The 21,774-nt window shown below is 57.2% G+C and carries 22 protein-coding genes; 19 read left to right on the forward strand and 3 right to left on the reverse strand.

The genetic code is table 11. From position 1 onward, the window contains the following. Positions 1-67: 67 nt before the first annotated feature. From ACGK9W_RS18910 to ACGK9W_RS18920, 3 genes are all read right to left on the reverse strand, one after another. Positions 68-757 carry a hypothetical protein gene (locus ACGK9W_RS18910; protein ID WP_053113969.1) on the reverse strand — a complete coding sequence of 230 codons (690 nt, stop codon included), beginning with the start codon at positions 755-757 and terminating at the stop codon, positions 68-70. A gap of 877 nt (positions 758-1,634) precedes the next feature. Further along, positions 1,635-2,963, reverse strand: a complete 1,329-nt coding sequence (locus ACGK9W_RS18915; RefSeq protein WP_405418130.1) for an ATP-binding protein — start codon at positions 2,961-2,963, stop codon at positions 1,635-1,637. Beyond that, positions 2,950-3,615, reverse strand: coding sequence for a response regulator transcription factor (locus ACGK9W_RS18920; RefSeq protein ID WP_053113967.1), 666 nt, complete (start codon positions 3,613-3,615; stop codon positions 2,950-2,952). The genes ACGK9W_RS18915 and ACGK9W_RS18920 overlap by 14 nt, the downstream gene beginning before the upstream one ends. A gap of 201 nt (positions 3,616-3,816) precedes the next feature. On the opposite strand from ACGK9W_RS18920, the gene ACGK9W_RS18925 reads away from it, so the two are divergent. From ACGK9W_RS18925 to ACGK9W_RS19015, 19 genes are all read left to right on the forward strand, one after another. Then, a complete protein-coding gene (locus tag ACGK9W_RS18925) occupies positions 3,817-4,344 on the forward strand; it encodes a cupredoxin domain-containing protein (protein ID WP_405418133.1) in 528 nt (175 codons plus the stop codon). An 87-nt stretch (positions 4,345-4,431) separates the two neighbouring features. Next, positions 4,432-6,213, forward strand: a complete 1,782-nt coding sequence (locus ACGK9W_RS18930; RefSeq protein WP_405418135.1) for a copper resistance system multicopper oxidase — start codon at positions 4,432-4,434, stop codon at positions 6,211-6,213. After that, a complete protein-coding gene (locus ACGK9W_RS18935) occupies positions 6,210-6,959 on the forward strand; it encodes a copper resistance protein B (RefSeq protein ID WP_008169426.1) in 750 nt (249 codons plus the stop codon). The genes ACGK9W_RS18930 and ACGK9W_RS18935 overlap by 4 nt, the downstream gene beginning before the upstream one ends. Positions 6,960-7,105: 146 nt before the next feature. Further along, positions 7,106-7,462: a hypothetical protein gene (locus ACGK9W_RS18940; protein WP_008169428.1), complete on the forward strand. Its 357-nt coding sequence runs from the start codon at positions 7,106-7,108 to the stop codon at positions 7,460-7,462. Positions 7,463-7,473: 11 nt separating this feature from the next. Then, a complete protein-coding gene (locus ACGK9W_RS18945; RefSeq protein ID WP_081467483.1) occupies positions 7,474-8,829 on the forward strand; it encodes an APC family permease in 1,356 nt (451 codons plus the stop codon). 12 nt (positions 8,830-8,841) lie between these two features. After that, the gene (locus ACGK9W_RS18950; RefSeq protein WP_008169431.1) at positions 8,842-9,075 is read left to right on the forward strand and encodes a hypothetical protein; all 234 of its coding nucleotides are present in this window, start codon (positions 8,842-8,844) and stop codon (positions 9,073-9,075) included. A gap of 113 nt (positions 9,076-9,188) precedes the next feature. Further along, on the forward strand, positions 9,189-9,605 hold the full coding sequence (locus ACGK9W_RS18955) for a hypothetical protein (protein ID WP_139043634.1): 417 nt from the start codon (positions 9,189-9,191) through the stop codon (positions 9,603-9,605). Positions 9,606-9,756: 151 nt separating this feature from the next. Then, complete coding sequence (locus ACGK9W_RS18960) at positions 9,757-10,119, forward strand: NADH-quinone oxidoreductase subunit A (protein ID WP_008169436.1); 363 nt, start codon at positions 9,757-9,759, stop codon at positions 10,117-10,119. Between the two features lie 980 nt (positions 10,120-11,099). After that, entirely contained in the window at positions 11,100-12,044 is a 945-nt protein-coding gene (locus ACGK9W_RS18965; protein ID WP_008169441.1) for a Ni Fe-hydrogenase III large subunit, read from the forward strand. Continuing rightward, entirely contained in the window at positions 12,041-12,937 is an 897-nt protein-coding gene (locus ACGK9W_RS18970; protein ID WP_008169443.1) for a complex I subunit 1 family protein, read from the forward strand. The genes ACGK9W_RS18965 and ACGK9W_RS18970 overlap by 4 nt, the downstream gene beginning before the upstream one ends. Next, a complete protein-coding gene (locus tag ACGK9W_RS18975) occupies positions 12,937-13,482 on the forward strand; it encodes an NADH-quinone oxidoreductase subunit J (RefSeq protein WP_008169445.1) in 546 nt (181 codons plus the stop codon). Before ACGK9W_RS18970 ends, ACGK9W_RS18975 begins: the two co-directional genes overlap by 1 nt. Beyond that, the gene (gene nuoK, locus ACGK9W_RS18980; protein WP_008169448.1) at positions 13,479-13,790 is read left to right on the forward strand and encodes an NADH-quinone oxidoreductase subunit NuoK; all 312 of its coding nucleotides are present in this window, start codon (positions 13,479-13,481) and stop codon (positions 13,788-13,790) included. Before ACGK9W_RS18975 ends, nuoK begins: the two co-directional genes overlap by 4 nt. After that, entirely contained in the window at positions 13,787-15,607 is a 1,821-nt protein-coding gene (locus tag ACGK9W_RS18985) for an NADH-quinone oxidoreductase subunit L (protein WP_008169449.1), read from the forward strand. The genes nuoK and ACGK9W_RS18985 overlap by 4 nt, the downstream gene beginning before the upstream one ends. A gap of 35 nt (positions 15,608-15,642) precedes the next feature. Further along, the gene (locus ACGK9W_RS18990; protein ID WP_008169450.1) at positions 15,643-17,112 is read left to right on the forward strand and encodes a NuoM family protein; all 1,470 of its coding nucleotides are present in this window, start codon (positions 15,643-15,645) and stop codon (positions 17,110-17,112) included. Next, a complete protein-coding gene (locus ACGK9W_RS18995; protein ID WP_008169451.1) occupies positions 17,112-18,485 on the forward strand; it encodes an NADH-quinone oxidoreductase subunit N in 1,374 nt (457 codons plus the stop codon). The genes ACGK9W_RS18990 and ACGK9W_RS18995 overlap by 1 nt, the downstream gene beginning before the upstream one ends. Beyond that, on the forward strand, positions 18,473-19,624 hold the full coding sequence (locus ACGK9W_RS19000) for a hypothetical protein (protein WP_039881755.1): 1,152 nt from the start codon (positions 18,473-18,475) through the stop codon (positions 19,622-19,624). The genes ACGK9W_RS18995 and ACGK9W_RS19000 overlap by 13 nt, the downstream gene beginning before the upstream one ends. A gap of 53 nt (positions 19,625-19,677) precedes the next feature. Continuing rightward, on the forward strand, positions 19,678-20,208 hold the full coding sequence (locus ACGK9W_RS19005; RefSeq protein ID WP_227497710.1) for a proton-conducting transporter membrane subunit: 531 nt from the start codon (positions 19,678-19,680) through the stop codon (positions 20,206-20,208). 350 nt (positions 20,209-20,558) lie between these two features. After that, on the forward strand, positions 20,559-20,966 hold the full coding sequence (gene ndhC / locus ACGK9W_RS19010; RefSeq protein WP_008169454.1) for an NADH-quinone oxidoreductase subunit A: 408 nt from the start codon (positions 20,559-20,561) through the stop codon (positions 20,964-20,966). 87 nt (positions 20,967-21,053) lie between these two features. Continuing rightward, positions 21,054-21,731 carry an NADH-quinone oxidoreductase subunit B family protein gene (locus ACGK9W_RS19015; protein ID WP_092031088.1) on the forward strand — a complete coding sequence of 226 codons (678 nt, stop codon included), beginning with the start codon at positions 21,054-21,056 and terminating at the stop codon, positions 21,729-21,731. The last annotated feature ends 43 nt before the right edge of the window (positions 21,732-21,774 follow it).

Consider the following 21,774-nt stretch of genomic DNA (forward strand, 5'->3'; position numbering starts at 1 on the left):
TGGTCAGGGTTTTTTCGTCTAAACCGGACGCGCTGGGCCGGTCCTTCGGCCAAGACACTGAATAGATCTAATTCCGAAACTCTGACACCTGGCGCTCTAGGTTCGCGTACATTGCCAGAAGATCATCCTCGTTGAGCGTTCCTCTGGTGGTTGCCTTAGCCTTATGTTTTTCCAGCTGGCTACGTTGTTCGGCGTAAACATGATGGAGGACGCTGGCTTGATAGTCGCAGCCCTCGTGATTGTTCAGTTGTTTTCGAAGCGATTTGAACTGATCAGGACTGGGAACCTGTTCGAGCTTTTTAGCTATGTCTTTGGGTCGGATATTGAACACTTCTCCCCAATGTTTTACGGCATGCTCCCAGGCCTGAGATAGAGATGCCCGCTCATCTATGTAGAATTTGTTAGCAGCTCCTCGTTTGTTTACGGAGAAATAGCAGGTTTCCTGTGCAGCACTTTTCCCGCTTCCGATGCCAAGCGTGATGCCCTGGAAGCCAACACCGCGACAGGGGAGGGTTGAGGGATGGTCTTTTCCAATGAAATCCAGATATTGAAGTGCTGCGGAGCGGGCCATGTAACGGGCCTCATAGTACTTGGCCCTGGTCTCTTGATACTGGTACCAGAGTTCTTGAGTAATTCTGTTGTTCGGCCTCTTAAGAGAGAAATACTTCTGATAGCGTTTGCCTCGGATGGTGGCAACAACTCGCCAACCGTGGAAGCCAGAGGTCAGCTCCCCTTTTTCATAAAAGCTAATAGCCATGGATAGTCGATCTTTCCCGTCCAAATCACGTTAAAGATAGTACGCAGCCAAGCAGGCGTCGCCTGCTCTACTCTGAGGCCTACGTCAGCTTGCTGCAATCGAAAATGGTCAATAAACTTCTCAGTCTCTTTGGGCTGCAAACTGGAAACACCGACCTTCGGTCAATCGTTGTCGCTTCCTAGGAGTGAAGCATCGTCCATGGAGTGTAAGGCTGCGAGGGACCATACGTGTGCAGCCTTCCGTAAGTTTACACTTGAGAGAGCCTTTACACATCATGGTTTGCGCTTTAAGAATCCTCCCCCTCTTCGTTTTTGTGGTAGCAGGTCTTATCAGTGCTCCGGCTCATGCTTCCAATATAAAAAGTCGAGCAGCGGCCTTTGCCATCCACCGCAAGGAAGTTGGTATGAGCGAATCAAGAAATATCAACCCTACGACTCTGTTGATGCCTGCCTGGATTCAGGCGGTAAACTTCCGGATGGTGTCTCTTTGGCCTCGGTTCAACAGGTCCAAGAGCAGAAAGGCAAGTTACAAAGCTACGAACGGTCTGCGTTCGGGCAAGGTTGGGAAGACGCCGATGGAGATTGTCAAGACAGCCGTACTGAGGCATTGATTGCACAATCCACGACCAAGGTCCGGCTTGCAGATGAACGTCGTTGCAGAGTGGTTTCGGGCCGCTGAATCAGTCCGTTCACAGGCAAAGTCATCCAGAACAGCAGTGAGATCGACATCGAGCATGTGGTCCCGCTGAATGGTTGCCACCGTCAGGCCAGTGCGGTTGTGTGGCAAATCGTACTTGTTTGACTGCGTTGGTTCTTGCTAAGGGTAGAGTTGTCAGAGTTTTTCAGGCGCGATAACCCACTCGTTAACTTTCGTGAATTCAAAATTCAATCGTGACCTTTAATCCACCTCGTGGGCGATTGGAAAAGACAATCTTTGCGCCATACCGGCTAACAATGTCTTGAACGATTGCAAGGCCGAGCCCGTGGCCCGGAGTCTGTTCGTCCAGCCTTAATCCTCGTTGACCAAGCTTGCTCAATTCAGCTTCCTCAACGCCGGGACCATCGTCTGTCACGACAATTCGTTTTGAGGGGCCGCATTGTTCCAATATTAGCTCCACCTCTCTATGTGACCACTTCCCCGCATTGTCCAGCACGATCCCCAGTATTTCAGATAGGTCGTATTCTACAATTGGCCAACGGCTATTCTCTGGGAGAGAACTTGATAACTCAAATGATTTTGCCGGGTATAGTCTTCCCATCATCCACAGAAGGTCCCGTGCTTTTTCTACTGGATAGCAGCTTTTTCCTACCTGCGGCCCAGCAAACCGGCTGCGGCGCATTTCAGCTTCAAGTTGTTTGTCAATATCCCCGAGACGCGCAGCTATTTGCTGCCTTAACTCGCTATCTAGCGGCGTAGAAGTGTCGCTGAGAATTTGTTGGACAGACGCAATCGGAGTTTTAACGCTGTGGGATAGGTTTGCCAGCGCATTCCTCGAGCGCTCCAATCGTTGATCAAGTGAGTCAAGCAGCTGGTTCAACTGTTCGACGAGAGGGTGGAACTCCTCGGGGACAGTCATATCTATACGCGAGACGCTCCCATCCTGGAGTCTTTTCAGTGACGCCTTGAGTCGTGTGACAGAATGCATGGACAAATTGACGCCGAGCCAGATTGCACAAACCATTAGCGAGATAAGTAAAAGAGATGCGATTGCCGTCCATGCATGTAGCTCTGCCTGGCTATTCTTCAATGCGCCGAGGTCTTCTGCAACGATAACAACAAACGGTTTTTCGTTTGCGATGAAGGAACTCCGATATGCCAATATGTCCGTTGGGGCCCCTGCTATTTCAGAATTTTCGACCCGAATCGTGCCCTCTTTTTCCGATTTGATGAGCGGCGATAGTAGCGGTTTCCATGATTCTGGCGAAATGATGGTCCTGGAATCGGAGTGTTGAACAAAAGCATGGTGGAATACGCGCTGAAAGTAATCGCCCGTCTTGAGTCCGTCGAAGGCTCCGTCACTGTCCCGAATCTGATGCTCTAAAAACGAAACCTCCTCTTTCAGCCTGTCCGTGACAAATTCACGGGACATTCTTTCGAGCAGAGCACCATGTGCAAACCAGGCTATTGCCATCAAGGCAACACCTGCGGGCAGCAGTATTACAAGCAGGGTGCCTTTTACAGAGGAAGGTTTCTTAAACGTTGTCATTGAACATATAGCCTTGGCCACGTCGGGTTGAGATTGTGGAATTTCCCACCAGTCTTCGCAGCCTCCGAATATATGCCTCGATAACGTTCGCGCTTGGGCTATCTTCGAGACTGTAAAGCTGCTCTAGCAGTTGGTCTTTTGAAAAGACATGGCCCGGCTTACTCATCAGGCAGCGCAGAAGACGAAACTCTGTGCCGGTAAGTGGATGTTCAGTTCCATCGTCCACCGACAAGCATTGACGATTTTCATCCAGCACAAAGCGGCCTGCCTTAACCAATGAATGTGTTCTCCCTTCGCTCCTGCGAACAATAGCATTCAGCCGTGCAATTAACTCTTCGGTCTGGAAAGGTTTTGCGAGGTAGTCGTCTGCCCCTGCCTTTAGTCCAGCCACTTTATCATGCCAGTCATCTCGCGCTGTCAGGATTAGTACGGGAAAGGCAATGTTCTTTGCGCGCCACTTTTTTAAAACATCTAAACCGTTGCCGTCGGGCAGCCCCAGATCCAAGATGCTGACCCGATAATCTTCCTGTTCACCCAGAGTTATTGCTTCTTTTGCCGTATACGCAGGGTCCACGCTGAACCCCGATTTTTCAAGTTGATGCAAAAGGCTGTTTGAGAGCATCTGATCGTCTTCAACCAGTAGTAAACGCATTTTTTTTCCTTTTTGCTGAGCGGCGACTGTGAATTCAACGTAATGTCTTTAGTAGTCCTGAATTCAGCCTAAATAAATTTTTTTGAATTTTCAGTAAGAATTCAGGTTGGTAAGCGATCTTATGTAACGATTCTGGACATTGATCAAGTGTCCTGAAAATACAATTAATTGTTGCTGAACGATTTCACAGGAGAAGATGGTATGAATGTATCAAAGTTGTTGGTAGCGGGTGTGGCCTTTTCAATGTCAGCGGGTGCTTTTGCCGCAGGAGTCCACGGTGGCGGGCACGGGGCTAGCAGCGGAGAGCCCGGAAAGGCTTCCGAGGTCGCTCGCACCATCACCGTGGAAATGTACGACAACTATTACGAGCCCGAAGAAATCAGTGTAAAGCCGGGTGAAACCGTTCGCTTCGTGGTGGAGAACAAGGGAAACCTCGTCCATGAATTCAACATCGGCACCCCGGATATGCACGAAGCCCATCAGAAGGAAATGATGACGATGGTGGAGCATGGCGTGATCCAGGGCGGCAAGCTGAATCACGACATGATGAACATGGATATGGGCAATGGCCATTCCATGAAACACGACGATCCCAACAGCGTCTTACTGGAACCCGGGCAGAGCAAGGAAGTTGTCTGGAAGTTCTCTGATAAAGGCAATATCGAATTTGCCTGTAACGTGCCGGGCCATTACCAGTCAGGAATGTACGGTGACGTAAATTTCGAATAATACAGTGTGCTGAGCGCCGCACGATTGCAAGGGCTGGTGAAGGCTTTCCAGCCTAGCTCCAATGAAGTGCAGTTGGGAATAAAACAGATGAAGATACGCCTTTTGACAGGGCTTTTGACCCTGCTGATGCCGGCCATGGTCATGGCCGGTGAATACGGCCTGACGGTTGACCGGGTTAAAATTGATACCGGCGATTTCGTGAAAGAAGGTATCGGCTACAATGGTGCATCTCCGGGACCGGTGATGCGCTTCAAGGAAGGTGAAAATGTCAGGATCAACGTAACCAACAACCTGGACGAGATGACCTCGATCCACTGGCACGGACTGATCCTTCCCTTCGACCAGGATGGTGTGCCAGGTATCAGTTTTCCAGGTATCAAGCCGGGTGAAACATTCACCTATGAATTTCCTATCCAGCAAGCAGGCACCTATTGGTTCCACAGCCACTCTGGTTTTCAGGAGCCAGACGGAGCCTATGGCGCCATTGTCATTGAGCCCGAGGGCCGTGAACCGTTCCGCTACGATCGTGAATACGTGGTGCAGCTGACCGATAAACACCCCCATTCCGGTGACCGCATCATGCGCAACCTGAAAATGATGTCGGATTATTACAACCGTGAGCAGCAAACTGTGGGCGAGTTTTTCTCGGACGTGTCAAAAAATGGCCTGATGAACACCGTCAGTGACCGTATGGCCTGGGGTGGCATGCGGATGATGAAAGCGGACGTTGAGGATATCCATGGCTTTACGAGCTTGATCAACGGCAAAGGACCAAGCCAAAACTGGACAGGGATCTTCGAGCCGGGCGAACGCATTCGGCTGCGTTTTATCAACTCTTCGGCGATGACTTACTTTGATATCCGGATCCCCGGTCTGGACATGACGGTTGTGCAGGCAGATGGCAACAACGTTCAGCCGGTTAGTGTGGACGAGTTCCGGATCGGTGTGGCGGAAACCTACGATGTGATCGTCCGTCCGAAAGATGAGCAGGCCTACACCATTTTTGCTGAATCCATGGGGCGTTCCGGTTATGCGAGGGCAACACTGGCCCCCGAAGAGGGTATGGAAGCGGCCGTGCCGCAACTGCGTGAAGCTGCCCGACTGACCATGGCGGATATGGGCGGTATGCCCGGTATGGACCATGGCAGCATGGCAGGCATGGATCATGGAAACATGGATATGGGCAGCTCAGAAGGTGTGTCCGGAATGGACCACTCAAACATGGGCAGCATGGACCATTCGAATATGAAAGGAATGGATCACTCCAACATGAAAGGAATGGATCACTCTGACATGTCCGGCATGGACCATGGTTCCATGGCGATGGGAAAAGGCGGTCCCAGCGATCCCTTCTATGCCAAGGGCAGTGGCCTTGTGCCGACGGCGGCCAATGGTGGCAAGTTCCTGTCCTATGCTGATCTGAAGGCTCAGGACCCGTTGTACGAAGACCGCGAACCGACTCGGGAGATCGAGCTTCGTTTGACCGGCAATATGGAGCGCTACACGTGGAGTATCAACGGTGTTAAATACGAAGACGCGGATCCCATTCGTCTCAAATATGGTGAACGGGTCCGTTTCAAGTTTGTGAACGAAACCATGATGACTCACCCCATGCACCTGCACGGTATGTGGTCCATCCTTGATGTTGGCGCAGGTCAGTGGAACCCGATCAAACACACCGTTAACGTGAACCCGGGCACTACGGTGTACATGGAAACCGAGGTTGACGAGCCAGGCCAATGGGCGTTCCATTGCCATCTTTCTTACCATGCGGCTGCCGGGATGTTCCGCAAGGTGATTGTTGAGGGTGGCCCTGAGTCCACGCAGGCCAAGACAGGCGTCGTTGCTGAAGATGGAGGTGAGGCATGAGCTGTATTCGATCACTTGCCGCAGTCAGTTTCCTTGCCTCTATTGGTTTCTCAACGACGGTGATAGCTCAGGAAATGATTTCCGATACCACCGCTCGTAAACAACCGCTCACAGCCTGGGGTGTTCAATTTGAGGAGTTTGAGTACCGATACAGCGATGATGATGAGGAACTGGGCGTCTGGGATGCGGATGCCTTCTATGGCACCGACGAGTTCAAAGTCCGGCTGCTCACAACCGGGGAATACGAGATAGAGGAACAGGCCTACGAAACACTGGAAAACCAGTTGGTCGGCCAGATCCCCATCTCCAAGTTCTTCGACGCCAAAGCGGGTGTTCGCTTCGACACCCCTGAAGGGCCGGATCGCACTTATGCCGTGCTGGGTGTCGCTGGGCTTGCCCCACAATGGTTTGAAGTCGATGCCAACCTGTATGCCAGCAAGGATGGTGATACGTCTGCCGAAATCGACGCGGAATACGAGCTGCTTTTCACCAATTACTGGATCCTGTCTGCAACCCTGGATGCGACGGTAGCATTCAGCGAGGATGAGGAAATTGGCGTGGGCAAAGGCTTGGTTTCCACCGAAACTGGGCTCCGGTTACGCTATGACCTGATCGATCGCGCATTCTCGCCTTACGTGGGCGTGGTGCATGAGCGCAAGTACGGTGATACCGCAGATCTCGCTAAAGCCGAAGGCGGTGGCACAGAAGACTGGTTCGCAGTCGTCGGTGCCCGCATCTCGTTCTGATCGGAATGAATAAGGAGCCAGGGGTTGCCCTGGCTCTATTTTATGATGTACGTCAATTTCATCGAAAACCTTCACTGATTTTCAGTCGCAGTTCAGGTCCGCATGTTGTCATTGAGGGGAAATGATAAGGCGAAGAGGGGCCCGCCATGACTAAAGCACATAAAACATCGAACCAGGAACAGTTCCTGCTGCGACGGAAACTTGTCGTGGAAGGTTTTGAAGAGAGTGAATGGTCTGACTTTATTCACGAACTCAATCATCACCCCTGTGTTGATTTTGCCGAACGCAAGCCAAATAATCTGTTAGACGTTACCTTCGATGGGACTCATTGGTCTACCGACGAGTTATTGGAGGTGATTGGAGCACATGGTGGCCGGTTGAAGGCGGGGTGGTGGGCTCAAAGGAAGCTGGCGTGGTATCGATTTACAGATGACAACGTTCGTGCCAATGCCAAGCATGATCCGTTTTGCTGTTCAAAGATCCCGCCCATGAAACGAAAATAACCGGAGGTTAAATGAGCAGGGAGCAAGATAGAACCACTCGTTATAAGGAAGGCAGTCTCACACTCGCGGGAACCGTTATGCTCGGTACCGGCGTCATGATCGGCGCCGGTATCTTTGCACTTACCGGGCAGATGGCGCAGATGACCGGTGTTCTTTTCCCATTGGCGTTTCTGGCGGCTGCGGTGATCGTCAGCTTCAGCTCTTATTCCTATATCAAGATTTCTGATGCCTACCCCTCAGCCGGGGGCATTGGCATGTACCTTTACAAAGCCTATGGCAATCGGCTGCCGACCGCGTTCAACGCCTTGCTGATGTATTTCTCGATGGTGATCGCCCAGAGCTTCCTCGCGCGTACTTTCGGTTCCTACACCATGCAACTGTTCGGTGGTGATGAAAGTGGTCGCATGGTGTCCATTCTGGGTGTGTCGCTGATCCTGGCGGCGTTTCTGATCAATCTGCTCGGTAACCGAATGATTCAGGGCGTGGCTTCCTTTATCGGGTTTCTGAAAATCGGCGGTATACTGGTTTTCGGGCTGGTGGGTGTCTGGATTGCCGACAGCCTGGCGGTGGATTTCTCAAGCCCGGGCGAGGCCGGAACCGCAGGCAATTTCCTGGGTGCGACGGCGCTCGGAATACTGGCCTTCAAGGGCTTCACCACCATCACCAACAGCGGCTCCGAGGTGCAAAACCCTAACCGGAACGTGAGTCGCGCCATCATTATTTCCATTGCCGCCTGCGTGGTGATCTACACCCTGGTCGGTTTTGCCGTGGCCAGCAACCTGTCCCTGGCGGAAATCATCAAGACCCAGGATTACTCCCTTGCGGCTGCCGCGCGTCCGGCGCTGGGGGATTATGGCCTCTGGTTCACGGTCGCCATTGCCATGACGGCCACCTCCGGTGGCATTCTGGCCAGCATTTTTGCTGTCTCGCGCATGCTTGCCATGCTGACTGAAATGAAACTGGTCCCTCACCGTCATTTTGGTATGCCGGGCAGCATCCAGAAGCACACGCTGGTCTACACTGTGGTCCTGGGGCTGGCTCTGACAGCCTTCTTTGACCTCTCCCGGATTGCCGCCCTGGGTATCGTGTTCTACCTGGTTATGGACATTGCCATCCATTGGGGCGTGCTTCGCTACCTGCGCGACGATGTGAAGGCCAGGGCGTGGGTGCCGGCAACGGCCATCGGTCTGGATTTGCTCGTGCTGGGCGGCTTTGTCTGGGTCAAACTGAATACCGACCCGTTTGTCATTGGCGTGGCGGTTGTCACGATGATCGTGATCGCGGTATCCGGGCAGCTTTTCCTGAAAAGGGCTGCAGCAGCCGAAAAAAACGGCCACGAGGAATCCCATGCTCACGGTCACCAGTAATCGGAATTCAACATGGAGGGCAGTATCACGATGGGGGAAAACATGTTTGGCAACACCATGTGGGCCGGGCACTGGCTGTGGATGCTGGTGATTGCCATCGTAGTCGTCATCCCGGCCTGGCGTATTTGCCAGCGCACGGGCTATCCGGGTTGGATGGGGGTCTTGATACTTATCCCCATCGTCAATCTGGTTTTGCTCTACTTCATCGCTTTTAGTGACTGGCCAGTTGAGCGGAGTGGAAAATAAGTGGACTGTTGTAATGCAATTGATACATTGAGCTTTCTTCACAATCCTACGATACGACTTAAGGCTGTTGTTCGTGTGATCACAATAATTGAAAGAAACTGGGAGATAACCAGATGAAAGCAATAAATTTTAAACTGTTCGTATTTTTGACTTTTTTGCAAGCGCCATTTTTGCACGCTGAAGAAGTTCTTTCTGGCGAAGATGTCGCAGATGTTGTCGTCGGAAACACGGTGCAAATGGAATTCCGAGATGCTCAGGACAATTTTCGCACTCGAACTTTTCATGAGTACTATGATCCTGATGGTTCGATCTATGGAATGACCAAATATCGCGAACAACAGGGAAACCTTACCCACTATATCGGAAGATGGGAGGTCAAAGACGGTAAATTTTGCACATCTGTCTATGGTCGCGACTATTCCTGTAACAAGATAAAGCCTTTGTCTGGAAATGATTTCGAATTGCTCAATGAGGGAGGCAAGATAAGGAACGTCAAGGTATATGAAGGGAAGCATCATGGACTGGAGTAAGGATATCTGCGGGTGAGTTTTTAGCCTCTGTTTGCTCGGGAAGTACGGTTCGCCCATGCGGAACCAAGAAGCGAGTTAAGGGCATATTGATCTTGTCTCTGGAGAACGCTATCGGAGTGCAGACTCCGTTGCGCGACTTGAGGATTGGATGATGAGTATTTTGGAGCAGTACGGTCTGCTGCTTGCCTTGGTGCTTGGCATCGCAGCTACGGTTTTGGCCCTGTTTGGGATTGCCCGTGCCATGGGCCCGACGCGTCGGGAGCCGGGCAAGGACGTGCCAGCGAGTTCCGGAGTGTTGTCACGGGACCCGGTCTGGGGCCGCTATCACGCACGGTACTACGGCTACGCGCTGCTCTTTCTGGCCTTCGACATGGAAATGGCATTTATGTACCCCTGGGCAGTTGTATACAGGGAAGTAGGGCTGGTTGCTTTGTATGACATGGGGGTGTTCCTTGCCATTCTCTTTCTTGGTTTGCTCTACGGCTGGAGTCAGGGGGCATTGAGGCGGCAATGACTTCTGACCCGACAATGACCATTACGGGCGCGCGCCAGCGGCAGGAGCGGTTCACGGTACTTCAGAAGTGGGTTTCGCGGGCCCTCGCGGGCAACCTGAGATGCCTGATCGTCCCGGGGCCTGAAGTGGCACTGTCCCATGGCCTGGATGTGACAGCGGCAGGTATGCGCAACACCGCGACACCTCGCGATGCGAGCGTGCTCCTGATTATCGGCGAGCTTTCAGAGAAAATGAACGAGGCCGTGGCGGTGCTCTATGCGCAGATGCCGAGGCCGCGAGCCATTGTCATTTTGGGCGGACAGACGCCGTCAACGCTACCGGACCCTGATTTTTCCGCGGGTGTTTCGCAAGCCGGTCTGATCGACGCGGTTGACTGGTTGAAGCGCGCGCTGGCCAAGGGCGCATTCTCAGACTCCCCCGAGGATTTCGACGCCCCTGTTCTGCACGCCAGGATAGAGTATGTCTGCCCCATGCACCCGGAAGTTGTCCAGAACGAGCCGGGTAGTTGCCCCAAGTGTGGCATGGACCTGGTCGCCCGGGAGGCAGGGGAGCCGGCCCCCGAGCATGACCATGGGCACGATCATCGCGAGCACCGGCACCATGAGCACGAACACCAGCATCATGATCATGCGCAGCAGCACGAACACCATGAACACGAACACGATCATGGTCACTGCCATGACCATCATGATTCGCATGAGCACGATCATGAGCAGCACGAGGGTCATCAGCACTCGCACGAAAACCATCATGATCACGGACACAAGCACCAGCACGGTGAGTCCGACGGCGACGCGGAGGAGAAAGGTTCTGGGCATGATCACAGTGGCCACCATCACAGTGGGCACGGTCATGATAGCCACGAACATGGCGGCCATGATCATGTAGGTCACGGTCATAGTGGTCATGATCATGGTGGTCATGATCATGGTGGTCATGATCATGGTGGGCATGACCACGGCGCCTCGGGATTCATGTCCATGATTGAAGTGACCAAGGACCTGCCTCGTAGCGCCGACGGGTTGGCGATGGACTGGATGGAGGTGCCGTTCGGTCCGGTTTTCCCCGGTCTGCCTGGTGGGCTCAAGTTGACGCTGACTCTTGACGGTGACGGCGTAACAGAAGGACAGGCCACATCCTTGGTGGGCATGATCAATGAGAGTGAAGAAGGCAAGGAGATCGACGCCGAGACCTTTATCGAGCGCCTGGCGTCGGCCATGCCACTGGCCAGCGTGAGCTACCGACTGCTGGCCTGCCTGGCAATCGAGCGGGCGGCTGGTCTGGAGAACGATTCGGCAACCGATCAGGCCCGGGCTGTGGCGCTTGAATGTGAGCGCATCGCCAGTCACCTGGGTTGGCTGGCGCAAACGGGGCGCCAGCTCGGCTTCGCCTGGTTGACGGATCGTGCCGCAACCCTGCAACTGGAGATCCGCCGCGCCAGTGGAAAACGGCTTTTGGAACTGACGCCCGCTCTGCATGCATTGGCGGCTCGTCTTGGGCGAACGCCTTTGCTCAAATCGCGATTGAAGGGGATCGGCATACTGCCATCGGGCACTGCGGGCCTGAGTGGCCCCGTGGCGCGCGCTGCTGACGACGCCGGAGATGCCTGGGCGCGCCTGTGGCAGCGCCTGGACGAAATCATCACGAGCCTCGACTACATCAAGGCAACCGGGGAGCCGGGGCTACCTGTTTTGCGAAACATCGGGCGTGGATCAGGCACCGGTGAGGCCACCGTGGAAACCCCGCGCGGCGAGGCTCAACTGAGCCTGATTCTGGAACACGGCCAGGTGAAATCCTACAGGTTGGACACCGCCTGCAGTCACCATATCGGCCTGGTCGCAAAGCTTGTCGAGGGCCGGGAACTGGGCGACGCACTGGTGGCGGTCGGATCACTTGACCTTTCGCCCTGGGAGGTGATCTCGTGAACTTCGTCATCGTGTTGCTTGCGTTGCTTGGTAGCGTCTGGCTGCTCGCCGTGGTCGAGGGCTGGACGACAACGGGCCGCCTGCGTCCGGCCGCGCCCCTACTCAGCGGCCTGGCGCACCTCGGTCGTGAATCCATTGTACCGCGCACGCCGGACCGGGTCTTTTTCGAGACGGCGCCGGTGCTACTGCTGATCGTCGCGGTGCTTGGCGCGGCGGTTCTGCCTCTGGCGCCGACCCTGGTGATCGCGGATCTGGCTACCGGTGCGCTGTTCATCAACGCGGCGCTTGCCTATGTGCTGGTGGCGCTGATCATGGCCGGCTGGGGCCCGAATGGCGCCTACGCCATGATCGGCGGCTGGCGATTCCTTGGCCAGCTCATCGCCTACGCCATGCTTATTGTCATGCCCATCACTGCGGTGGCGATGCGCGCCGAATCCCTGGTGACCACGGTGATCGTTGGCTCCCAAGACGGCTTGTGGAACATTGTCTATCAGCCGCTTGGTTTCGTGCTGTTTTTCATTGCCGCCATGGCGCTGGCGTTTCGTGCGCCTTTTGATCTGCCAACCGCACCCGGGGAACTGGGCGGGGGTGTGGACGCGGAATACACCGGCGTGCGCCTGGGGGTGTTGCGCCTGGCCAGGCTGACGCTGGTGATCACGCTGGCTTCCGCGACCACGGTGTTCTACCTCGGCGGTTGGCACGGGCCGCTGCTGCCGCCCTGGGCCTGGAGCCTGATCAAGACCCTGGCCGTGGCCGTGTCGATGCTCCTGGCCGGTCGCTATCTGCCGCGCATTCGCGAGGCGGATCTGATGCGGTGGTGCTGGACCCTGGGGATTCCCCTGGCACTGCTCAATATCATTGTTGTCGGTTTACTGGTTCTGGTGGTTCCATAATGTACGCTCAGGCTTTTTTTGTTGCCGTTTTCGGGCTGGCCGCCATCGGCTTCGGCGTGGTGGTGTTTCGCACATCGTCCATGGTGCGTTCCGCGCTGGCGCTGTTGTTTTCTCAGACTGCCGTCGGCTGCATGTTCCTGGCGATGCAGACCGAATTCCTGGGCGTGCTGCAGATCATGATGATGGCCACGGAGATGAGCATCATGGCGATTTTCATGGTGATGTTCATGATGGACCCAGGCGGGCTCGGCGGCATGGAGATGACTCACCAGAAGCGCTTTTCAATAAGCGCCGGGGTGGTTGCTGGCGGCGCAGCGATTGCGGTCGCGCTTCTGGCCGACTGGGGGCCGGTGACTGTCGAGGCGCCGGATGCCGAGATGCAGACACGGGCGCTGGGCATTGAGTTGCTGGGACGTTCTATGCTGATCTTCGAAACCGCCGGTATCACTATCCTGACCGCGATGATCGCGGCCACGGCGGTGGCGATACCGGTGTATACCTTGTCCGGTAACGGCGGCACGGAAACCAAGGAGACCTCGGAATGACGTTGATCCTGATCCTGGCGCTTGTGACCGGCGCGATCCTGTTCGGCGTCGGCGTCTATGGTGCGCTGTCCCAGACCAATCTGGTCATGATCATGATGGGAGTGGAACTGATTCTCGCGGGCGCGCTGGTGAACCTGGTTGCCTTCTGGCGTTTTCTGCATCCCGAGAGCTACTCCGGCCAGATGTTCGCGCTGGTGGTAATGACGGTCATGGCGGTTGAAATGGCGGTCGGCTTCGGCGTCGCGATCGCACGCTTCCGGGCCAGGGGCTCGGTAGAGATGGAAGAAGCGGGGGACCTTAAAGGATGAGTACCGTAGTGCTGCCGGTACTGCCACCCCTGCTCGCCGCCTTGGCCGTGCTGATACTGCGTCGGGGCGGACCTGCGCTGGCCCTGGCCGGCGCAACGCTCAGCCTGGCAGGAAGTCTCTGGCTCCTGGCCCGGGTCGCCGGCGGTCAGGCCGAAACCCTGCTTCTGCCCGGTCTGCCGGAAATGCCACTTCGACTGGTCGCCGGACCGCTGACGGCGCTGCTGGCGGTGGCGGTGGCCACCGTGGGCACGTTCGTGCTGATTCATGCAGTCGGTTATATGAAGCGGGAGTCCGGCCTGTGCCGCTTCTACGCCTTGATGTCCCTGTTCCTGGCCGCCATGCAGGCGCTGGTGCTGTCCGGCGACTGGGTTCTGTTGCTGGCGGCCTGGGAATTGATCGGTTTGTGCAGTTACCTGCTGATTGGCTTCTGGTTCCAGCGACCCGAGGCCGCGGATGCCGCCGGTCGCGCTTTCCTCTACACTCGTAGCGCCGATCTGGGTTTGTACGTGGCGGTATTTATGCTGATTGGGTCGGCCGGTACCGGCGAGATTGCCGCCTCCCTGGAGACCGGCGGCAGTGCATCGACCGCCGCCGGGCTTTTGTTGCTGCTGGCCGCCATGGGCAAGTCTGCCCAGGTCCCCTTGCAGGACTGGCTCATGCGTGCCATGGCGGGGCCGACACCGGTCTCGGCGCTGCTGCACTCGGCCACGCTGGTGGCGGCGGGCGCCATCCTGCTGATCCGTTCGGCCCCGCTGCTGAGCCCCGAGGTCCTGCTCGCCGTTGGACTTGTCGGTGGCGTTACCACGGTGGCAGCCGGGGTCATTGCACTTGCCGAACGTGATCTCAAACGCCTGCTCGCGGCTTCCACTGCCAGTCAATATGGCCTGATGCTGGTCGCGGTCGGCGCCGGGGTTCCGCTGGCTGCCCTGTTGCATTTGCTCGCCCATGCCGCCATCAAGAGCACCCTGTTTCTTGCCGCCGGCGACTTCCAGCATGCCCGCGGGGGTACCAGTTTCGATCAGTTGGAGGGCGTTGGCCGCGCCAGACCCTGGGCTTTTGCCGGCTTTGCGTTGGCGGCGCTGGCACTGGCCGGTATTCCGCCACTGAGCGGGTTCTTCTCCAAGGACGCGGTAATCGCCGCCGCCCTGTCTGCGCAGGGCGCCGCCTGGCTCGGCCCCCTGGCGCTGGCCGGTACCCTGCTGACCGGCGGCTATATGGCCCGGGCCTTGCGCCTGCTGTGGCGAGGCTCCGGCGAAACCCGACCGGTTGCTGGTAGTGCCTGGATGCGCGTGGGCATTTGGGGTTTGGTGGTCCCTGCCACTACCCTCGGCCTGGCCTTCGGCCCCATCGAGGCAGTTCTTGATCTGCCCGCCGTCACCGCAGGCACAGTGGCCGTGCTGCTTGGGCTCCTTGCTGCCGCGAGTGGGCTGGGCCTGGGCTGGCTCGTGCCGGCTCCCCGCCTGCTAGGGCCGGTCTACCCGTGGGCACGACGCGGACTTGCCGTTGGCGGCGGGCTTACGGTCTGGGTCGGGAGGCCAGCAATGGCCGTTGCCCGGGGGTGTGAGTGGCTGGAAGGTCGCCTGTATGCAGCCGTCCTCAATGTCGGCCAGGCCGGGCTCGCGGTGGCGCGGCTGGCGCGCGCCAGCGACGAGCGCCGCATCGATGGCCTGATCTTCGCCCTGGTGGCAGGTGTGCGGGCTTTGGGGGATCGCGCCCGCGCGCTGCAAAGTGGTCTGATCCATCGTGAGCTGGCCGTCAGTGTCTCGGTTACGGCCGTGGGACTGGTCGTGCTGCTTGTGACGTTGCTGCGTTTCTAGCTGCGTTTCTAGTTTCTAAAGGGAATCCGATATTCATGTTACCACTCGTTTCCATCACCTTGTTCCTGCCCCTGGCGGGCGCCGTCCTGATCCTGGCCCTGCCACGACCGACGGCACAGACCGTGCACGGCATCGGCATCGCCACCGCCTCCCTGACACTGGCCTTTGCCGTTGCCATGTGGCTGCGGGGTGTCAGCGGCGTAGGCTTTTCCCAGGTCGAGGAGCTGGAATGGATCCCGGCCATTGGCGCCGCCTACCGGGTGGGGGTCGACGGCATCAGCCTGCCGTTGGTGCTACTGAGTGCCGTGCTTTTCCTGGTTGCGTTCATCTACGCTTCGTCGCTTCGTGAACGTCCGCGCGCCTACGTGGCCCTGGCCCTGCTTCTGGAGACTGCGGCAGTCGGTACCTTCACCGCTCTCGATGGGATTTTGTTCTACGTCTTCTTCGAAGTTTCCCTGGTGTCGATGTACTTCATGATCGCCGGGTGGGGACACGAGGAGCGGCAGCGTGCAGCCCTGATGTTCTTTATTTACACGCTGCTGGGCAGCCTGCCGCTGTTGCTCGCCATCCTGGGGCTTTACCTCGGCAGCTCTGAACCGACCTTCGACATGCGAGCCTGGATCGAGAATCCGCCACTGGAAGGGGCGGCGGCTATGTGGGCATTGGTCGCTATGCTGATCACCTTTGCGGTAAAGATCCCCGCGGTGCCGCTGCATACCTGGTTGCCTGCCGCTCATGTTCAGGCGCCGACCGTCGGCAGTGTCATCCTGGCCGGCATCATGCTGAAGTTCGGCACTTACGGATTGGTCCGCTTTGCCCTGCAAATGACCCCCGATGCTTTCCGTGAAGCGGGGGTCGTTGTTCTGATCTTTGGTGTCGTCAGCGCGCTCTACGGGGCTTTTGCCGCCCTGGCTCAGAGCGACCTCAAGCGCCTGGTTGCCTACACCTCAGTTAATCACATGGGCTATGTGATCGTCGGCGTCGCCGTGGCCGCACTGACTCTGGACTCCTCGGTGCGTGCCGTCGCGCTGGATGGTGCCGTGTTGCAGATGTTCAGTCACGGTCTGGTTACCGGCGCCCTGTTCTTGCTGGTGGGCATGATTCAGGACCGCGCCCATACCCGTGAAATGGGTGAGTTCGGCGGTCTGCTCAAGACGGTCCCGATGCTTGGCTGGTCATTTATATTGGCGGCCTTTGCGTCCCTGGGCCTGCCGGGGCTGGCGCACTTTCCGGCTGAGTTCCAGATATTTCTCGCCACCTTGGGTAGCGCGCCCGTAGCGGTTGTTGTGATTCTGGGCATTGCCATCATCGCTGGCACCTTTCTCAAGGCGTTGCGCGAAACCTTTCTGGGCGAGCCCAGACAGCGCTGGCAGGCCATGCCCGATCTCAGTGTACGGGAATGGCTTGCCGTGGCGCCGCTGCTGGTACTCACGGTTGCCACCGGCGTGGCACCGTCCTGGGTGCTGGACATCATTCACCGGACCACATCGGCGCTGGTGCTGTAATGGCCCGTGATCTTGCATTATTGATTCCGGAAATTGCCGTACTGTTAACGGCTGTCGGCGCGCTGATTGCGGAAATGCTGCGCCGGCCGCGAATAGCGCTGGTGGTCTCGGTCATCGGGCTGCTCGCTGCCACGGGGCTGACGTTGCGTCTGATTGGCGCGGACACAACGGTGTTCGGCGGCAGCTTCCGGATTGACGAACTCAGTGTCTGGGCCAAGCTTATTCTGTTGCCGGCCACCGTGCTCTCCATGCTACTAGCGCGAGTGGATGTGCGAGGCACCGCGCGTGAGGGTACGGTCTACAGCCTGCTGTGCTTTGCCACCCTCGGCGCCCTGGTTCTGGCCGGCGCGGGCGATACGATGTTCCTGGTGTTGGGCACACTGTTGACCGGCCTGGCCACCTTCGCCTTGGTTGCCTACCCGGATACCGACCCGGCCACCGAAGCCGCCATGAAATTCTTCGTGTTTGCCTCGGTCACCGGTGCAATCATGATTTTCGGTCTGAGTTACTGGTTCGGTGCCGCCGGCTCCACCTTGCTTGCTGATCTGCCGGGCATGGATACCATGCCTATGGCCGTCATCATCGGCTTTGTGGCTGTCGTTATCGGCCTTGGCTACAAGGCATCGCTGGTTCCGTTTCATTTCTGGGCGCCAGATGCCTACGAGGGCGGGCCGCTGTCGATAGCGGCTTACCTGTCCGTGGTGCCCAAGATCGGGGCTCTGTTCGCACTTGCTCAGGTGGTTCGCGGTCTGCCCCCGGAAAGTGGTTGGACTGCCGTCATCGCGGGTCTGGCCGTTCTGACCATGACCTACGGCTATCTCGCCGCGCTGGTGCAGGATAACGTCATCCGGCTGTTGGCGTATTCTTCGATTGCCCAGTCCGGCTACTTTCTGCTGGGCATCGTCGCGGTGGGTTCAAGCAAACTCGCGCTGACATCGGTTATCCTGTTTGCTGCCGCCTACGCGGCCATGAACCTGGGCGCTTTTGCCGTTACCGCGGCAACTGGCCGTGTGCTGGATGCGTTCCGTGGGCTGGGCCGTGCAAAGCCGGTGACCGCAATCGCAATGGTGGTTTTCCTGCTGTCGCTGGTCGGTATTCCGCCTCTCGCCGGCTTCGTTGGCAAGTTCCTGCTATTTGCCGCCGGCATCGATGCCCAGTTCACCTGGCTGGCGGTGGTGGCGATTGCCAACAGTGTGCTTTCACTAGCGGTATACCTGCGCATCGTCGTACCCATGTACCAGCAGGCGGCGACGGAATTCGCGCCATTGGGCAGAAGTCTTGGCACGGTGGTAGTGACCACCTTTGCCGCCACACTGATCATCGGCCTGGCGGCCCAGTTCTTTCTTGCGGGACTGGTGGAGTGGCCGGCCTAGTGCCCCGCCCGGCGACGCTGGCCATCGTGCCGGCCATGAGCACACCGCTGGCGTCCATTTTCGGCAGTGGCTTCCTGGTCATCGTACCGGTACTGGCCAGTAGTGTGGGGCCGTATTCGTTATGGGCGATGCTGGCGGTGGCTTTTGTCGCTTTTCACACCGGTGCCGTCGTGCGCCATAACATTCTGTGTGCTGAACCGGTGCTGGCAGCGGGCAGTCAACGTCTGACGCTCACGCTCGAACGACTGTCGGATGGGGCGCTGGTCCTGGCTTATATTGTGTCCGTGTGCCTCTACATTCATATCCTGAGCGCCTTCGTGCTCGGGGCTTTCGGACTGGATTCGGGCTTCAACAAGAGCCTGTTTACCACGCTGGTGATCGGCGTGATTACTGCAATTGGCATCATGGGTGGCTTGAGACCGTTGGAGCGGATGGAGCGGTGGGCTCTGTATGTGACCATCCTGGTGCTCGCTGTGCTGTTGGCCGCCTTCGCCCTGCGTGACATCAGCGACTTTCTGGACACCGGACGCTTTGTGCTGCCATCCATGCCGCAACGTTCCGGCTGGGAAATGGTGACCATGGTGGCCGGTACCCTGATCGTGGTGCAGGGCTTCGAAACGCCGCGCTATCTCGGCCAGAGTTTTGATACCTGGACGCGGATCCACGCCTCGCGCTGGTCGCAATATGTATCTCTCACGGTCTACGTGGCATTCGTCGCCGTGGTCTTGCCCCTGGTGCCAATTCTGGACGGGCAATACGCAGATAACAGCCTGATCCAGGTGGTTGCCTCGGTCTCGGTACTTCTTTCGGCGCCGCTTATCCTCGCCGCCGGCCTGTCGCAGTTCTCCGCTGCCGTTGCGGACACCCTGGCGGCTGCGGCGAACCTGGAGGAAGTGACGCGGCGGCGCCTCACCCAGCGTTGGGGTTACCTGCTGGTAGGCGGTGCGGCTATGGCGCTGGCCTGGTCCGGTTCCACCTTTACGGTGATCGCGCTGGCGTCACGCGCCTTCGCCCTATACTACCTGTTGCAATGTCTGGTGGCCCTGACGGTGTGCCGCAACCGGCGTGAGCGGGTACGTTTCTTCCTGGTTGCGCTGGCACTCATTTTTGTCCTCCTTTTTGCGGTGCCGGCCGGCTGACCGGGCGGTTTCCGGCGAAAGCCTGAATGTCTGATCTGCACCAAGAATTCATAATGAACTCCGTGACCTACTCGTCGATTGCCCAATCCGGCTATTTCCTTCTGGGTATCCTGGCAGTCGGCGCCAGTGAACTTGCTCTGCCATCCATTATACTGTTTGCTGCCGCCTATGCGGCCATGAATCTGGGCGCTTTCGCCGTTGCCGCCAATATCGGACGGACTCTGAACGATTTTGACGGATTGGGGCGCGCCCAACCGCTTATTGGCATCGCAATGGTGGTCTTTCTGCTATCGCTGGTCGGGATTCCGCCACTTGCCGGCTTCGTTGGGAAGTTCCTGCTGTTCGCCGCCGCCATTGATGTTCAATTCACCTGGCTGGCGGTGGTTGCAATTGCCAACAGTGTACTTTCACTGGCGGTATATCTGCGCATTGTCGTGCCCATGTACCAGCAGGCGGCGACGGAATTCGCGCCGGTGGGCAAAGCTCTTGGCACGGTGGTAGTGACAACCTTTGCTGCCACGCTGATCCTCGGTCTGGCGGCCCAGTTCTTTCTCTTGGGACTGGTAGCGTGGTCGTCGTCCTAATTCCTCCCCTGGCGATGTTGGCAATCGTGCTGGCAATGGTTACTGCACGAAGGCCTCAATCGGTGCGATGAAGCCATATTAGTAGACAACACAGTCTGTGCGGTACCTGCTTTCAAAGCAGCGCCAGTATGAAGCCTTCAGATACCTTGCTCTACTCGATTATGCCCGCGGAGTTGCTGTTTCCTGCAGGTCTTGATTTATGGCAGTGAGTAGTGCGCTCTGCTGACTGAGGCCGGCTGGAAACAGTCTTGTGAATTTGATCGGGATCAAAAATTGAGAACGATTGCTCTGCTGATTCAGTTCCGTTTCAGGCTGGGCGGATAGGATGATGATTCAGAACAGGAGGGGGTATGTCGGACACGGTCAATGAGTTGCTGGTCAACTACTGGGCAACCGGTTTTTTTGTGATCGCTGCCCTCGGCTTATGTGCCTTCATGGCAGGCGTTTCCAGCCTGCTTGGCGGGCGCAGCCATGGCGTCAGCAAAACCATCCCGTTTGAGTCCGGTATTGTCGGTGTCGGTGACGCCCGCCAGCGGTTTTCCGTCAAGTTTTATCTGGTCGCGATGCTCTTTGTGATCTTCGATATTGAGGCGGTGTTTCTGTTTGCCTGGGCGGTTGTGATTCCGGAAACGGGCTGGAGCGGGTTCTGGGGCGCGGCGGTTTTTATCCTGATACTGCTTGCCGGCCTGCTCTACGACAGTCGCTCCGGGGCGTTGGAGTGGGCCCCCGAGGGTTCTCAGGGACACGGGGAGGGCTAATCGTTCGGTTCCAGGGTGTATTCAGTTCCCGATGATTGTCGTCCGGACCTTGATCACTGTCAGCAAACCTTTATATGGAGACCAGCCATGCCTTACAGACTGACACGGGCCGAGGAAGAGCAGGAATCCAGTGACCGTTACCCGATGGGGCGCCGGCAGTCATCGGAGGAATACGTCAAAAGCCAGCTTGAACGCAACGTATTCACCGGCAAGCTGAGTGACGTCCTCAACTCGGCGGTGAACTGGGGGCGCAAGAACTCCTTGTGGCCCTATAACTTCGGTCTGTCCTGCTGCTACGTGGAAATGACTACCGCATTTACCTCGCCCCATGACATTGCGCGCTTCGGGTCGGAGGTGATCCGCGCCTCGCCGAGGCAGGCCGACTTTATGGTGATAGCGGGTACCTGTTTCATCAAAATGGCTCCGGTTATTCAGCAGCTCTACGATCAGATGCTGGAACCCAAGTGGGTCATTTCCATGGGTTCCTGCGCCAACTCCGGCGGTATGTACGACATCTATTCGGTGGTTCAGGGGGTTGACAAGTTCTTGCCCGTGGATGTCTATGTAGCGGGTTGTCCGCCGCGGCCCGAGGCCTTCCTGCAGGCACTTCAGTTGTTGCAGGACTCGATTCAGGAGGAGCGCCGGCCGCTGTCCTGGGTCGTGGGGGATCAGGGGGTTTACAAGGCCGAGATGGGGTCCCAGCGGGAGCAGAAACGGAGCCAGCGAATCGAAGTCACCGAACTGAGGACTCCGGACAAACTCTGAGCGCCGATTCCCGATTTGCCCAACCTTGACAGGAGATGAGTCA

This window comes from Marinobacter flavimaris (assembly GCF_045057155.1).
Classification (GTDB): Bacteria; Pseudomonadota; Gammaproteobacteria; order Pseudomonadales; family Oleiphilaceae; genus Marinobacter; species Marinobacter manganoxydans.